At 53.2% G+C, this 14,678-nt stretch carries 14 protein-coding genes; 5 read left to right on the top strand and 9 right to left on the bottom strand.

All coding sequences use genetic code 11. The features are described 5' to 3' along the window. Positions 1 to 192: 192 nt before the first annotated feature. Together mlrA and ACJHWR_RS12830 are read left to right on the top strand one after the other, a co-directional pair. Positions 193 to 924 (top strand): HTH-type transcriptional regulator MlrA, encoded by a 732-nt coding sequence (gene mlrA, locus ACJHWR_RS12835; protein WP_001240398.1) that lies wholly within the window; start codon positions 193 to 195, stop codon positions 922 to 924. Positions 925 to 983: 59 nt separating this feature from the next. Next, entirely contained in the window at positions 984 to 1,091 is a 108-nt protein-coding gene (locus ACJHWR_RS12830; RefSeq protein WP_001216963.1) for a protein YohO, read from the top strand. Here ACJHWR_RS12830 and yehW read toward each other — a convergent pair. The 5 genes from yehW to bglX all read right to left on the bottom strand — a co-directional run bounded on the left by yehW (position 1,072) and on the right by bglX (position 7,357). Further along, a complete protein-coding gene (yehW, locus tag ACJHWR_RS12825; protein WP_000783133.1) occupies positions 1,072 to 1,803 on the bottom strand; it encodes a glycine betaine ABC transporter permease YehW in 732 nt (243 codons plus the stop codon). The two genes, ACJHWR_RS12830 and yehW, sit on opposite strands and share 20 nt — an antisense overlap. A gap of 4 nt (positions 1,804 to 1,807) precedes the next feature. After that, a complete protein-coding gene (gene yehX / locus ACJHWR_RS12820; protein WP_000569360.1) occupies positions 1,808 to 2,734 on the bottom strand; it encodes a glycine betaine ABC transporter ATP binding protein YehX in 927 nt (308 codons plus the stop codon). Beyond that, positions 2,727 to 3,884: a glycine betaine ABC transporter permease YehY gene (gene yehY, locus ACJHWR_RS12815; RefSeq protein ID WP_000221775.1), complete on the bottom strand. Its 1,158-nt coding sequence runs from the start codon at positions 3,882 to 3,884 to the stop codon at positions 2,727 to 2,729. The genes yehX and yehY overlap by 8 nt, the downstream gene beginning before the upstream one ends. A gap of 6 nt (positions 3,885 to 3,890) precedes the next feature. Next, positions 3,891 to 4,808 (bottom strand): glycine betaine ABC transporter substrate-binding protein OsmF, encoded by a 918-nt coding sequence (gene osmF, locus ACJHWR_RS12810; protein WP_001131262.1) that lies wholly within the window; start codon positions 4,806 to 4,808, stop codon positions 3,891 to 3,893. 251 nt (positions 4,809 to 5,059) lie between these two features. Beyond that, on the bottom strand, positions 5,060 to 7,357 hold the full coding sequence (gene bglX, locus ACJHWR_RS12805; RefSeq protein WP_000871485.1) for a beta-glucosidase BglX: 2,298 nt from the start codon (positions 7,355 to 7,357) through the stop codon (positions 5,060 to 5,062). Between the two features lie 195 nt (positions 7,358 to 7,552). Here bglX and dld point away from each other — a divergent pair, with 195 nt between their 5' ends. Then, complete coding sequence (gene dld, locus ACJHWR_RS12800; RefSeq protein WP_000097379.1) at positions 7,553 to 9,268, top strand: D-lactate dehydrogenase; 1,716 nt, start codon at positions 7,553 to 7,555, stop codon at positions 9,266 to 9,268. 38 nt (positions 9,269 to 9,306) lie between these two features. On the opposite strand, the gene pbpG is transcribed toward dld, so the two are convergent. Then, positions 9,307 to 10,239, bottom strand: a complete 933-nt coding sequence (gene pbpG / locus ACJHWR_RS12795; protein WP_001319943.1) for a D-alanyl-D-alanine endopeptidase — start codon at positions 10,237 to 10,239, stop codon at positions 9,307 to 9,309. Positions 10,240 to 10,412: 173 nt separating this feature from the next. Beyond that, positions 10,413 to 11,000, bottom strand: a complete 588-nt coding sequence (locus tag ACJHWR_RS12790; RefSeq protein ID WP_001295454.1) for a Yip1 family protein — start codon at positions 10,998 to 11,000, stop codon at positions 10,413 to 10,415. Between the two features lie 169 nt (positions 11,001 to 11,169). Here ACJHWR_RS12790 and ACJHWR_RS12785 point away from each other — a divergent pair, with 169 nt between their 5' ends. Further along, a complete protein-coding gene (locus ACJHWR_RS12785; RefSeq protein WP_410226700.1) occupies positions 11,170 to 11,748 on the top strand; it encodes a DedA family protein in 579 nt (192 codons plus the stop codon). A gap of 119 nt (positions 11,749 to 11,867) precedes the next feature. Here ACJHWR_RS12785 and ACJHWR_RS12780 read toward each other — a convergent pair whose 3' ends face one another. Next, positions 11,868 to 12,629, bottom strand: a complete 762-nt coding sequence (locus ACJHWR_RS12780) for an SDR family oxidoreductase (protein ID WP_000079513.1) — start codon at positions 12,627 to 12,629, stop codon at positions 11,868 to 11,870. Positions 12,630 to 12,681: 52 nt separating this feature from the next. After that, positions 12,682 to 14,118, bottom strand: coding sequence for a multidrug resistance outer membrane protein MdtQ (gene mdtQ / locus ACJHWR_RS12775; RefSeq protein WP_001078163.1), 1,437 nt, complete (start codon positions 14,116 to 14,118; stop codon positions 12,682 to 12,684). 223 nt (positions 14,119 to 14,341) lie between these two features. On the opposite strand from mdtQ, the gene yohP reads away from it, so the two are divergent. Further along, positions 14,342 to 14,425 carry a small membrane protein YohP gene (gene yohP / locus ACJHWR_RS12770; protein WP_000691708.1) on the top strand — a complete coding sequence of 28 codons (84 nt, stop codon included), beginning with the start codon at positions 14,342 to 14,344 and terminating at the stop codon, positions 14,423 to 14,425. The last annotated feature ends 253 nt before the right edge of the window (positions 14,426 to 14,678 follow it).

Genomic DNA, 14,678 nt, shown 5'->3' with positions numbered 1-14,678 from the left:
CGTAACATACATTGCTTGCGTTTAACTTTCTTTGAACTCTTGCAGAAAAATGAGAATTCGTGAGTACGATCACTCAAAATCGCCTGGCAAAAATAAAATCACCCTATAGATGCACAAAAAACGGGCAAAACTACCTGGTTCGCAAAACTGCGTCTAAAGTTAAACCGGGACCTCGCGAGCAAGGGTGAGACGATGGCGCTTTACACAATTGGTGAAGTGGCGTTGCTTTGTGATATTAACCCTGTCACGTTACGCGCGTGGCAGAGGCGTTACGGATTGCTGAAACCGCAACGGACAGACGGCGGTCATCGGCTGTTCAACGATGCCGATATTGACCGGATCCGCGAGATCAAACGCTGGATCGACAACGGCGTGCAGGTCAGCAAAGTAAAAATGCTGCTCAGTAATGAAAATGTTGATGTGCAGAACGGCTGGCGCGATCAGCAAGAAACATTACTGACTTACCTGCAAAGCGGCAATCTGCATAGCCTGCGAACGTGGATCAAAGAGCGCGGTCAGGATTACCCCGCCCAGACACTCACCACACATCTGTTTATTCCTCTGCGCCGACGACTTCAGTGTCAACAACCGACTCTCCAGGCGCTGCTAGCGATCCTCGACGGCGTACTGATCAACTACATCGCCATCTGTCTGGCTTCGGCACGTAAAAAACAGGGTAAAGATGCGCTGGTGGTTGGCTGGAATATTCACGATACCACCCGTCTGTGGCTGGAGGGCTGGATTGCCAGTCAACAAGGATGGCGCATTGATGTCCTCGCCCACTCGCTCAATCAACTACGCCCTGAACTGTTCGAAGGCCGTACATTGCTGGTGTGGTGCGGTGAAAATCGAACCTCCGCCCAACAGCAGCAACTCACCAGTTGGCAGGAACAAGGCCATGATATTTTCCCACTCGGCATTTAATGATTCGTTAACAAATGCGCTTTACTGTACAATCCTTTCGTTAACATAAGGAGTGCATTATGCGCATAGCTAAAATTGGGGTCATCGCCCTGTTCCTGTTTATGGCGTTAGGCGGAATTGGTGGCGTCATGCTCGCAGGTTATACCTTTATTTTGCGTGCTGGCTGAACGCCTGCACCAGCCTTTCAAACAGGCGGTCTGCGATGATCGCCGCCAGTGCCACCAGTAACGCCCCCTGGATCACATACGCGGTATTAAATCCGCTAAGCCCGATGATGATCGGCATACCCAGCGTGCTGGCCCCTACCGTTGAGGCGATCGTCGCCGTACCAATGTTGATAATCACCGAAGTTCGCACGCCCGCCAGAATCACCGGAGCCGCCAGCGGTAGCTCGACCTTACGCAGTCGCTGACCACGACTCATTCCCATACCTTTCGCAACTTCTGTCACGCTGGCATCAATCGCTCCCAGCCCGGCAAGTGTCGCCTGCAGGACGGGCAGCACGCCGTAAAGGATCAAGGCGATAATCGCGGGTTGCAGACCAAAGCCGATCACCGGAACGGCAATCGCCAGCACCGCGACGGGCGGAAAAGTCTGCCCAACGGCGGCAATAGTTTCCACCAGTGGGCGAAATTCCGCGCCCCACGGGCGAGTAACAATAATTCCTGCACCAGTGCCAATGATCACCGCAAACAAACTCGAAATTCCCACCAGCCAGAAATGAGCCAGTGCCAGAGCTGCAAAACTTTCTTGCTGATAAACGGGGCGTGGCAGTTGTGGGAACAAGGCAGCAAACAGCGGCTGGCTGTAAGGCAGCCAGAAAATCAGTGCCACAAACAAAGCAATGAGCCAGAACAGCGGATCGCGCAACATCTTCATACGCTTACGCCTCCACCAGCAGATCCTGAAAATGCAGCGTGCCGCAAGGCTCGCCCTGTGTGTTCACCACCGGCAGCACTTCACATCCCCGCGCGACAAACAGGGAGAGCGCATCGCGTAGCGTCATCTCTTCTGCCAGCGCCTCACCTTCTGCCCGTTCTTCGCGACGCACGTAATCCGCCACACTACGTAACGAAAGCAGGCGCACACCCAGTTCACTACGTCCAAAAAACTGGCGAACAAAATCATTCGCCGGACGAGTCAGCATCGTCAGCGGATTGCCCTGCTGCACCACTTCACCGTGATCCATCAATACCAGATGTTCTGCCAGCCGTAGCGCCTCATCAATATCATGAGTGACCAGCACAATAGTGCGCCCCAGCAAACGGTGAATGCGCGTCATCTCTTGTTGCAACGCGCCGCGCGTTACCGGGTCCAGTGCGCCAAAAGGTTCATCCATCAGTAAGACTTGCGGATCGGCAGCCAGTGCGCGCGCCACTCCCACACGTTGCTGCTGACCACCGGAAAGCTGATGCGGATAACGCTCACGTAAATTTGACTCCAGCCCCAGTAGCGCCATTAATTCGTCGATACGATCGTCAATCCGCGCCCGCGACCATTTTTGTAATTGCGGCACGGTAGCGATGTTTTGCGCCACGCTCCAGTGGGGGAACAGGCCAATAGATTGAATGGCATAGCCCATCCGGCGGCGCAACTCCAGTACTGGCAGCGAGCGAATTTCTTCTCCGGCAAAGCGGATCACGCCGCTGTCATGCTCCACCAGGCGGTTAATCATTTTCAGGGTGGTGGATTTGCCGGAGCCAGATGTGCCAATCAGCACCGAAAAACTCCCTTCCTGAAAATTGAGATTGAGATCGTTAACGGCTTTTTGTGCGCCGAACAGTTTGCTGACATGGCTAAATTCAATCATTACGTTTCACCTTCAGCAGTGCGATAAGCAAATCGAACAGCGCGTCGGTAAGCACCGCCAGAACAATTACCGGGATCACCCCCAGCAACACTAAATCAATGGCGCTGCTTAGCAGCCCCTGGAAAACCAGCGCACCAAAACCGCCTGCGCCGATTAACGCCGCAATCACCGCCATGCCTACAGTTTGCACCATCACCACCCGCAGGCTGCGCAAAAATACCGGTAACGCCAGCGGTAACTGAACATGCAGGAATCGCTGCGCCCCGCTCATCCCCATCGCTCTGGCGCTCTCCAGCACATCGCGCGGGATCTGGTTCAAGCCGACTACCACGCCGCGCACCAGCGGCAGCAAGGCATAGAGCACCAGCGCAATCAGTGCGGGTGTCATTCCGGTTCCTGCTATGCCCAGCTTACCCAGCCACGGAAAGGCCGTAACCAGCGCGGCAAGCGGCGCAATCAACAGGCCAAAGAGCGCCACCGAAGGCACGGTCTGAATGACATTGAGTAGCGAAAAAATCGCCCCCTGCCGCGCGGTGGAAAAGTAGCACCAGATGCCCAACGGCACACCAATCACTAACGCAGGCAGCACCGCACCAAACAGCAACGTCAGATGTTGCGCCAGCGCGTCATCAAACACATCCTGACGGTTGGCGTATTCTTTCATTAGCGAGAGATCGTTAAGCGCGCCGGAATACAGCAACCACAGCGGAATGATGGCAATCTGCATATGCAACAACCAGCGCCACAGCGGATGCGTGGAGATTCGTCGGATGGCATCGCTACAGGCAAGCAATGCCAGCGCCGCAGCCAGCCAGAAACCACTGCCGAGGCTGGTACGCGCCAGCGCACTGCCATTTTGCGCCAGTTGTGTCGCCGCCTTTCCAGCTCCCCACACCAGCAATACGAAGACGAATTGCGCCAGAATGAGTGCAAAAATGCTGCCTTTTCTACCGGGAATAAAACAGGCTGTCAGCCAGGCGCAACATACGCCCACCAGCATCCAGATCGTTTGCGGCCACAACTGCCAGAGATGACGCCCCTCACCAGAGACTAAACGATTAGGCGCGTAACTGATAAACGGCAGCGCCGCTGCGATTGCCGTCAGCAACAGCAGCAGCGCCAGAACAGGATTAATACGTAAATAAGTCACGGGAAATTACTTCGTCCACCCTTTTTGTTTCAGGTAGTCGGCAGCCACTTTTTTGGCATCCAGTCCTTCAACGGCAATGCTGGCATTCAGTTGCTGTAATGTTTTTTCATCGAGGCTGGCGAAGACTGGCTGTAGCCACTGTGCCATTTGCGGATACTCTTTCAACACCGACTCTCGCACCACTGGTGCAGGCGCGTAGATAGGCTGAACGCCTTGCGGATCGCTTAAGGTTTGCAGCCCCAGCGCCGCGACCGGACCGTCAGTGCCGTAAGCCATTGCGGCATTAACGCCGGATGTTTGCTGGGCAGCGGCCTTGATCGTCACCGCCGTGTCGCCACCAGCCAGTGACAGCAACTGATCCTGACCGAGCTTAAAGCCATAGGCTTTTTCAAAGGCGGGTAACGCATCGGCGCGTTCGATAAACTCTGCTGAGGCAGCCAGTTTGAAGGTGCCGCCCTCTTGCAGATAACGACTCAGGTCAGCAAGCGAAGTGAGTTTGTTTTTCTCTGCCACATCCTGACGCACGGCGATGGTCCAGGTGTTATTTGCAGGCGCAGGCGTCAGCCAGATTAACTTGTTTTGCTCTGCATCGAGCTTTTTGACTTTCTCGTAGCCTTGCCCGGCATTTTTCCACGCCGTATCGTTTTCATCTTTAAAGAAAAACGCGCCATTGCCAGTATATTCCGGATAGATATCCAGCTCACCAGAAGTGATCGCCCCGCGCACTACGGGAGTCGTTCCCAATTGCACTTTATTTACCGTAGGAACGCCGTGACTTTCCAGCACCTGCAAAATGATATTGCCGAGCAGCGCGCCTTCGGTATCGATTTTTGAACCGACTTTAACGGGGGAAGCCGCGTGCAGCGGCAGGCTCACGGCTGCCAACAAAACCAGTGAACCTGCCCAGACCTTTGAGAGTGGCATGATGCTTTCCTCATTCTTTTACTGTTGTTTTCAGCGAATTAAGAGAAAAGCATAGTTGATAATGACAGGGTTAGCCTGAGCGGACGGATTCAGTTGCAGAATCAGATAAATACTTAAGAGGCATATTCGGTCCGGCGTTTCCTGCCGGATGCGGCGCGAGCGCCTTATCCGGCCTACAAAGGGCGAAAATTCAGCAAGTTAAGATATGAACATCAGGCAAAGGGCGCAAACGTCGCGCCCTTGCTAAAGCATTACAGCAACTCAAACTCGCCTTTCTTAACGCGTGCGGAATCAGTGCCGATAAAGACATTGAACTTGCCAGGCTCGGCGTCATATTTCATCTGTTGATTCCAGAACTTCAGCGCCTCGATATCAATCGGGAAGCTGACGGTCTGGGTTTCGCCCGGTTTCAGGGTGATTTTCTCAAAGCCTTTCAGCTGTTTTACCGGGCGACTCATGGAAGCCGTCACATCCTGCAGGTACATCTGAACTACCGTCGCCCCTTCGCGCTTACCGGTGTTCGTCACCTGCACGCTGGCGGTCACTTTGCCGTCACGCTTCATGGTCGGCGCAGAAAGTTTCACATCAGAGACGGTGAAAGTGGTATAGCTCAGACCATAGCCGAACGGATAAAGCGCCCCGTTAGCTTCATCAAAATAACGCGAAGTGTATTTGTTCGGCTTGTCGGCATTATACGGGCGACCGGTATTCAGATGACTGTAGTACACCGGGATCTGCCCGACAGAACGCGGGAAGGACATCGGCAGCTTGCCGGACGGGTTGTAATCGCCAAACAATACATCGGCAATTGCATTACCGCCTTCAGTCCCCGCAAACCAGGTTTCCAGAATCGCATCCGCCTGCTGATCTTCTTTCACCAGCGCCAGCGGACGCCCGTTCATCAGCACCAGCACCAGCGGTTTACCGGTGGCTTTCAGCGCCGCAATCAAGTCACGTTGGCTTTGCGGAATAGTGATATCGGTACGGCTGGAGGCCTCGTGCGCCATCCCCTGAGCTTCACCGACCACAGCCACCACCACATCAGATTGCTTCGCGGTTTGCACCGCTTCATCAATCATCTCTTGCGGCGAGCGCGGGTCGACTTTGACCGCCTCTTCATACTGATTCAGGAAATCGATAATGCCTTTGTCACTGGTGACGTTCGCCCCTTTGGCGTACAGCACTTTACCGTTTTCACCGACGGCGTTTTTAATCCCTGTTAGCACAGTAACAGATTGATCGGCGACACCTGCTGCCGACCAGCTTCCCATCACGTCACGCTTGCTGTCTGCCAGCGGGCCAACCACCGCAATGGTGGCTGATTTTTTCAGCGGTAACGTTTCGAGACGGTTTTTCAGCAACACCAGGCTTTCGCGTGCCACTTCACGCGCTTCTTTGCGGTGCAGGCGGTTTTCGGCATTGGTATCCACCGGGTCAGACTCTTTCGGACCGAGATGGCTGTACGGGTCGTTAAACAACCCCATATCATATTTAACGTTCAGTACATGACGGGCAGCGTCATCCAGCTCTTCCATCGTCACTTTGCCGGATTTGATCAACCCAGGCAGATACTTCGAGTAATACTCGTCGCTCATACTCATGTTGATGCCGGATTTCAGCGCCACGCGCACCGCATCTTCCGGGTCTGCCGCCGTGCCATGTTTAATCAGCTCTTTGATTGCGCCGTGATCGGAAACGGTGATGCCTTTAAAGCCCCACTGGTCGCGCAGAACATCTTTCAGCAGCCAGGAGTCGGAGGTGGCTGGCGTACCGTTCAGCGAGTTCAGCGCCACCATCACCGCGCCGCTGCCTGCGTCCAGCCCCGCTTTGTACGGCGGCATATAATCATTAAACAGGCGCTGCGGACTCATATCGACGGTGTTGTACTCTTTACCGCCTTCTACCGCGCCGTATGCGGCAAAGTGTTTGACGCTGGTCATCACCGAGTAGCGATCTGCCGGGCTTTTACCCTGCATCGCTTCCACCATGGTTTTGCCCATTATTGAGGTGAGATACGTATCTTCGCCAAAACCTTCGGAAGCACGTCCCCAGCGCGGATCGCGCGAGACATCGACCATCGGTGCCCAGGTCATATTCAGGCCATCATCTGCCGCTTCATAAGCAGAGACACGCCCGACTGTTTTCACCGCATCGAGGTTAAAAGACGAGGCCAGACCGAGGCTAATCGGGAACACCGTGCGCTGACCGTGCAGCACGTCGTAAGCAAAGAAAAGAGGAATTTTCAGGCGGCTTAATTCCATCACCTGATCCTGCATGGCGCGGATATCCTGACGGGTTACGGTGTTGAAAATCGCCCCAACCTGCCCGTCTTTGATCATCTCGCGGATCGCCTCTTTCGGATTATCCGGGCCGACGCTGATTAAACGCAGCTGACCAATTTTCTCATCAACTGTCATTTTCTTAAGCAGTTCGGTGACGAACGCATCCCGCGCTTCGGGCGTTAATGGATGGTTGCCGAATAAATCATCCGCCAGTGCTGGCTGCAGGGCCAGACTCACCGCGATTCCTACTGAACATAGCCATTTCATATGGATTTTTCTTCCTCTGTTGCCCGACGAGGCAGCGAAAATGGTGCAAAAACCGTAGTTTGCCATAAGCATGATGGAGAGAGAAAAAGAATGCTCAGTTTATTGTCTGAATTTTCAAAATATTCACTCGCTGAATTGTCATACAAGGCGCTATTCTAGTTTGTGATATTTTTTCGCCACCACAAGGAGTGGAAAATGTCTTCCATGACAACAACTGATAATAAAGCCTTTTTGAATGAACTTGCCCGTCTGGTCGGTCATTCACACCTGCTCACCGATCCCGCAAAAACGGCCCGCTATCGCAAGGGCTTCCGTTCTGGTCAGGGCGACGCGCTGGCTGTCGTTTTCCCTGGCTCACTACTGGAATTGTGGCGGGTGCTGAAAGCCTGCGTCACCGCCGACAAAATTATTCTGATGCAGGCCGCCAATACAGGTCTGACCGAAGGCTCGACGCCAAACGGTAACGACTATGATCGCGATATCGTGATCATCAGCACCCTGCGTCTCGATAAGTTGCACGTTCTCGGCAAGGGCGAACAAGTGCTGGCCTATCCGGGCACCACGCTTTATTCGCTGGAAAAAGCACTCAAACCGCTGGGACGCGAACCGCACTCGGTGATTGGATCATCGTGTATAGGCGCATCGGTCATCGGCGGTATTTGTAACAACTCCGGCGGCTCGCTGGTGCAGCGTGGCCCGGCGTATACCGAAATGTCGTTATTCGCGCGTATAAATGAAGACGGCAAACTGACGCTGGTGAACCATCTCGGGATTGATCTGGGCGAAACGCCGGAGCAGATCCTTAGCAAGCTGGATGACGATCGCATCAAAGATGACGATGTGCGTCACGATGGTCGTCACGCCCACGATTATGACTATGTCCACCGCGTTCGTGATATTGAAGCCAACACGCCCGCACGTTATAACGCCGATCCGGATCGGTTATTTGAATCTTCTGGTTGCGCAGGTAAGCTGGCCGTCTTTGCGGTACGTCTTGATACCTTCGAAGCGGAAAAAAATCAGCAGGTGTTTTATATCGGCACCAACCAGCCGGAAGTGCTGACCGAAATCCGCCGTCATATTCTGGCTAATTTCGAAAATCTGCCGGTTGCCGGGGAATATATGCACCGGGATATCTACGATATTGCGGAAAAATACGGCAAAGACACCTTCCTGATGATTGATAAGTTAGGCACCGACAAGATGCCATTCTTCTTTAATCTCAAGGGGCGCACCGATGCGATGCTGGAGAAAGTGAAATTCTTCCGTCCCCATTTTACCGACCGTGCGATGCAAAAATTCGGTCACCTGTTCCCCAGCCATTTACCGCCGCGCATGAAAAACTGGCGCGATAAATACGAACATCATCTGCTGTTAAAAATGGCGGGCGATGGCGTCGGTGAAGCCAAATCGTGGCTGGTGGATTATTTCAAACAGGCCGAAGGCGATTTCTTTGTCTGTACGCCGGAGGAAGGTAGCAAAGCGTTTTTACACCGTTTCGCCGCTGCGGGCGCAGCAATTCGTTATCAGGCGGTGCATTCCGATGAAGTCGAAGACATTCTGGCACTGGATATCGCTCTGCGGCGTAACGACACCGAGTGGTATGAGCATTTACCGCCGGAGATCGACAACCAACTGGTGCACAAGCTCTATTACGGCCATTTTATGTGCTATGTCTTCCATCAGGATTACATCGTTAAAAAAGGCGTGGATGTGCATGCGTTGAAAGAACAGATGCTGGAACTGCTGCAGCAGCGTGGCGCGCAATACCCTGCCGAGCATAACGTCGGTCATTTGTATAAAGCACCGGAGACGTTGCAGAAGTTCTATCGCGAGAACGATCCGACCAACAGTATGAATCCGGGGATCGGTAAAACCAGTAAGCGGAAAAACTGGCAGGAAGTGGAGTAAAAATTACGGATGGCAGAGTATCGCCATCCGTACTTCACTTAATCGTTCTGCGCCGTCTGCCCCGCCGCCGCCATCTGGGCGGCTTTTTGTTTTTTATAGCTCAACGCTGCTGCCGGAACAGGCATCACTTTACCGGTCTCAATCCAGGTACGCAGGCGGCTGGCATCGGCAAAATGGGTATATTTGCCAAACGCGTCCATTACTACCAGCGCCACCGGTTTATTATTGATAACCGTACGCATCACCAGACAATGGCCCGCCGCATTGGTAAAGCCGGTTTTGGTTAACTGAATATTCCAGTTATCGCGATACACCAGATGGTTAGTATTGCGGAACGGCAGCGTATACGTCGGGTTAGAGAAGGTTGCCATATCTTCCCGGGTGGTACTTAACTGCCCGATCAACGGATATTGTTTGCTGGCAATGAGCAGTTTGGTTAAGTCACGGGCAGTTGAAACGTTATGCACCGACAATCCGGTAGGTTCAACAAAGCGCGTGTTGTTCATTCCGAGCGATTTCGCTTTCGCATTCATTGCCTTAATAAAGGCTTTGTAACCACCGGGATAATGGTGCGCAAGGCTTGCCGCCGCGCGGTTTTCTGAAGACATCAGCGCCAGCAACAGCATATCTTTACGGCTGATTTCGCTGTTCAGTCGTACGCGCGAATAGACCCCTTTCATCTCCGGCGTCTGGCTGATATCCACTTTTAGTTTTTCATCCAGCGGCAGTCGTGCATCCAGCACAACCATCGCGGTCATTAATTTGCTGATAGACGCAATCGGACGCACCAGATCCGGGTGGTTCGAATAGATCACTTTGTTGGTATTCAGATCAACAATCATCGCGCTACCGGAGGCAATTTCCGGTTGTGACGCGGTGGTAGCGGCTGCCGTTTTCGCAACGGCCTGCGGTGCAAAAGGCACAGCCAGCATCAGGGCCAGGCTAAATAAAGAAACTCGAAATTTCGGCATGATGAGCATTCAGATAGTGGTTCACGCGCACGGGTTGCGCACCGCCGGAGTAAGGATTTACTGAGGCTAGCGACGCCATCATAACGAGCAAAAAGTGCGATCGTCAAAGAAGAATCGTGAGGAAATGCTGCATTGCTGACATTTACGCCAGCAATGCAGCGCAAAAGAACTTTCTAGAACAAACGATAACCGTAGCCCCATAGTATAACGGTAAGGGCGAGCAGCACTTCCAGCACCAGCACGCCTATCGCCAGTGTCGAACTGGAGAAGCTAAGTCCTTCCTCTTTGTTGATATTCAGGAAGCTCGGAATACCGAGATACAGCAGGTAGCCGGTGTAAAACAGCGCCACCGTGCCGACCAGCGCACACAACCAGACCAGCGGGTAAAGCGCCACCAGACCGCTTAAAAACAGCGGAGTTGCAACGTAGCCCGCGAAGACCATGCAGTGCGCAAGTGACGGACGCTGCGGATAATTACGCGCCATCCACCAGATGACCCGCCCCATCACCGCAACCCCAGCCAGCATAACGCCGTAAAACAAGACAGCCAGCGCCAGTCCGGTAAACCAGGATAACTTCAGGATAGTGCCATCGCCAAAATTCCAGCCAATCTGTGTAGTGCCAATGAAGGCGCAAATCACCGGAATCGCCGCCATCAGCAAAACGTGGTGGGTGTAATGGTGAGAAATCGTTTCGTTTTCGCGATTAATCACCTGCATTTCACGATCGGGATGGGAAAACAGTCCCCAGACATGGCTCATACCGCCCCCTTGTTGTGAGTTCATGAACCTGACAGTTCAAGTATAAGTCAGCTTGTGATTATTTTTTGTTCGCTCATGTAATTTGCACCGTCTGATGTATGTCCTTTTTCAGCGTGAATGATTCACAGGGTGTATGCTTACAGGCAAGCAAAGGGAGACAGACTGTCCTATGGATCTCAATACACTCATCTCACAATATGGTTATGCCGCGCTGGTGATCGGTAGCCTGGCGGAAGGTGAAACCGTGACTTTGCTGGGAGGCGTTGCGGCACATCAGGGGCTATTAAAGTTCCCGCTGGTGGTACTTTCTGTGGCGCTTGGCGGCATGATTGGCGACCAGGTGCTTTATCTGTGCGGGCGGCGCTTTGGCGGCAAGCTGTTACGCCGTTTCTCGAAACATCAGGATAAAATTGAGCGGGCGCAGAAACTTATCCAACGCCATCCGTATCTGTTTGTCATTGGTACGCGTTTTATGTATGACTTTCGGGTGATTGGCCCGACGCTGATTGGTGCCAGCCAGCTGCCGCCGAAAATCTTTCTGCCGCTGAATATTCTCGGCGCATTTGCCTGGGCGCTGATTTTTACCACTATCGGTTACGCTGGTGGGCAGGTGATTGCGCCGTGGTTGCACAATCTCGACCAGCATTTGAAGCACTGGGTCTGGTTGATTCTGGTCGTGGTTCTGGTGGTAGGCGTGCGCTGGTGGCTGAAACGGCGCGGGAAGAAAAAGCCGGATCATCAGGCGTAAAACCATTGCCCTGGATAAGGTGTTCGCGCCGCATCCGACATCCGGTGCACCATGCCTGATGCGACGCTGGCGTGTCTTATCTGGCCTAACCCAATGAAATAACCACGCACCTCACTGCGCTATTCTGGGTTGAACTGCGGATTCGCCAACATAAAGCCGCCATCCACTATCAACGACTGCCCGGTGGTGTAATTTGCGCCCTCCGAACAAAGCCATACCACCAGGCTGGCAATCTCATGCGTTGTGCCAAAACGTCGCAAGGGAATCGAAGGCTCCGCGTCAGGCTTCACGTCGCCGCCATCCATGCCGTTCATTGGCGTGGCGATCGCCCCAGGTGCGACTGCGTTCACCAAAATCTTATGCCTGACCAGCTCCAGCGCCATCGTTTTGGTTAACCCACCGAGCGCATGTTTAGCGGCTGTGTAGGCGCTGGCATCCGGCAACGGCGTATGTTCATGCACCGACGTAATGTTGATGATGCGACCGCCCTGCCCTTGTTTCACCATCTGACGAGCCGCAATTTGCGAGCATAAAAATGCACCATCGACATCAACGGTAAAAATCTTGCGCCACTCATCGAAAGCCATATCAAGAAACGGCGCTTTGGTCATTGCGCCCGCATTATTCACCAGCACATCAATACGCCCCAGCCGTTGAATGAGTTTCGCCAGCGCCAGTGCTCCTTCTGGCAGTTTACCGAGATCCAGCTGCACGATCTCCGCACGTACGCCGTGGCTAACCACCTCACGCGCAGTATCTTTTGCCCCTTCTTCATCTGAGTGCCAGGTAATACCAATATCAAACCCCTGCTGCGCCAGTAATAACGCGCACTCTTTGCCGATCCCCGAATCGGAGGCGGTAATTATCGCGACCTGTGCCATCGAGTTCTCCACTTAACGCTGAATAAATGTTAAGTATAGAAGGCGCATATCATCAGCGTTTGTAACCCCCGCCCAACGCACCAGTGAGTTGAATGGAGGCATCCAGCCACTGCCCTTGCAATAACAGGCCATTGGCCCGCTCACGCAGCGCCGGGATCCTGGCTTCGCTGACGCGGGAACCGGCAATGATACCCGCGTTAAAGCGGGCCTGCGCAAGACCTACCACACGTAAGGCATCGCGCTCAATTTGCGCCTGATGCTGGTTTTTCTCCGCCAGTGTCTGAACCTGACTGGCTGCCCGCGCCACGTCATTCACCGCTTCAACCACCGCTTTGTTGTAGCTGGCGATAGACAAGTTGCTTTCGGCTTTTGCGATATCGAGATTGGCGTTAAGACGACCACTATCGAAAATGGGTAGCGTCAGGCCTGCCGTAACGCCCATTTGCTGCGCGGAATGACGGAACAGATCGCTTAAGTGCAACGCATCCTGTTGCAGAAAGGCCATCAGGTTGATGTCAGGATAAAATGCCGCTTTTGCCGCATCAATAGTGCTTAACGATGACTCAACGTACCAGTGCGCCGCCTGCAAATCTGCCCGCCGGGCCAGTAAGGAGTACCCGAGTTCATCAGGAAGCTGACTTGCCACTTTCGGCAACGCGACCGGTTTAAGCTTCAATGACTTTGTCTGGTGGTTGGTGAGCGCACTTAACCGTGCCTCAATAATTTTCATTTTCCCCGCGACATCGTTGAGCTGCTGCCGGGTTTTGCTGGCATTAATATCGGTTTCCACACCTTCAACTGAAGAAGTAATCCCGTTCTGATATAGCTGGCGATCGGTCACGATAAGGGTGTTCTGCTCTTTTTCGATTTGCTGCAAGACCGTGTTTAACGCCGCCTGGGTTTGCCACTCCCAGTACAGGCGGGCTACGCTGCCAGCCAGCAATTGGCGGGTTTGCTCGCGTTCCGCCACCCGTGCTTTAACCGTACCCAGGCGAGCAGTTACCTCCGCCCGATTCTTTCCCCAGATATCGAGATGCCAGCCCGCCGTTAAGCCAAAAGTACCGTTGGTGTACCACGGACCGGTCGTACCTGCGGCCGGATCGTTCAAAGCAAACGGCCCCATTAACCCTTCTGCCGACATTTTTTGCCGCTCCATATCCGCAGAAAAGTCGAGCTGCGGACCATCCTGAGTGGCAACTGCCTTCGCCTGGGCTTCAGCCAGCTGAATGCGCTGTTCAGCCACCTGCATATCCGGTGCGTTCTGTAGTGCATTGTTAATTAATGAAGTGAGTTGATTATCGTGATACTCCAGCCACCATTGGCTGTCTGGCCAACCATTTTTCAGCGCCGTGGGTAATGCGGTGTCAACTTGTGCCGCGGGTGTTTGCTGGCTTAACTCCTGGCGGGTTTCATGCATAGGCGCACACCCGGCCAGCATCAGTAACAGCGGAAAACAGGCGATGGCTGGATAAAAAGAATCACGATTCATGGGGGAATAATCAGGTAAGAAAAGGTGCGCGGAGATTACCGTGTGTTGCGATATATTTTTTAGTTTCGCGTGGCAATACATCAGTAGCAATAAAACGACATATCCAGAAAAATATACACTAAGTGAATGATATCTTCCGATTTATCTTAATCGTTTATGGATAACGGCAAAGGGCTTCGTTTTTTCCTATACTTATTCAGCACTCACAAATAAAGGAACGCCAATGAAAATTATACTCTGGGCTGTATTGATTATTTTCCTGATTGGGCTACTGGTGGTGACTGGCGTATTTAAGATGATATTTTAAAATTAATTAACGTCATCAGATCCGAAAATAACGAGAATATTTCAGTCTCTCATCCTGTTGCGCTCCTGTCATGTGCATTGCTTCATATCATCACTGGCGCAAGGAGCGCGCAGGGGGCGGCCAATCGCCGCCGCCCCCTGCACCCCCGGGCTCTGGCGAACAAAATCGCCGCTGCGCGGTACCCTCGGCTTATCCCTTGCGGCTACCGGGTCGGGCGCGAGGTAACATATATGGACGCTCCCGGAATGCAATG

The organism is Escherichia sp. WS568 (genome assembly GCF_046486085.1).
Taxonomy (GTDB): domain Bacteria; phylum Pseudomonadota; class Gammaproteobacteria; order Enterobacterales; family Enterobacteriaceae; genus Escherichia; species Escherichia coli.
Note: the sequence above shows the minus strand (reverse complement) of the source record. Positions and strands in the feature narration are given on the sequence as shown.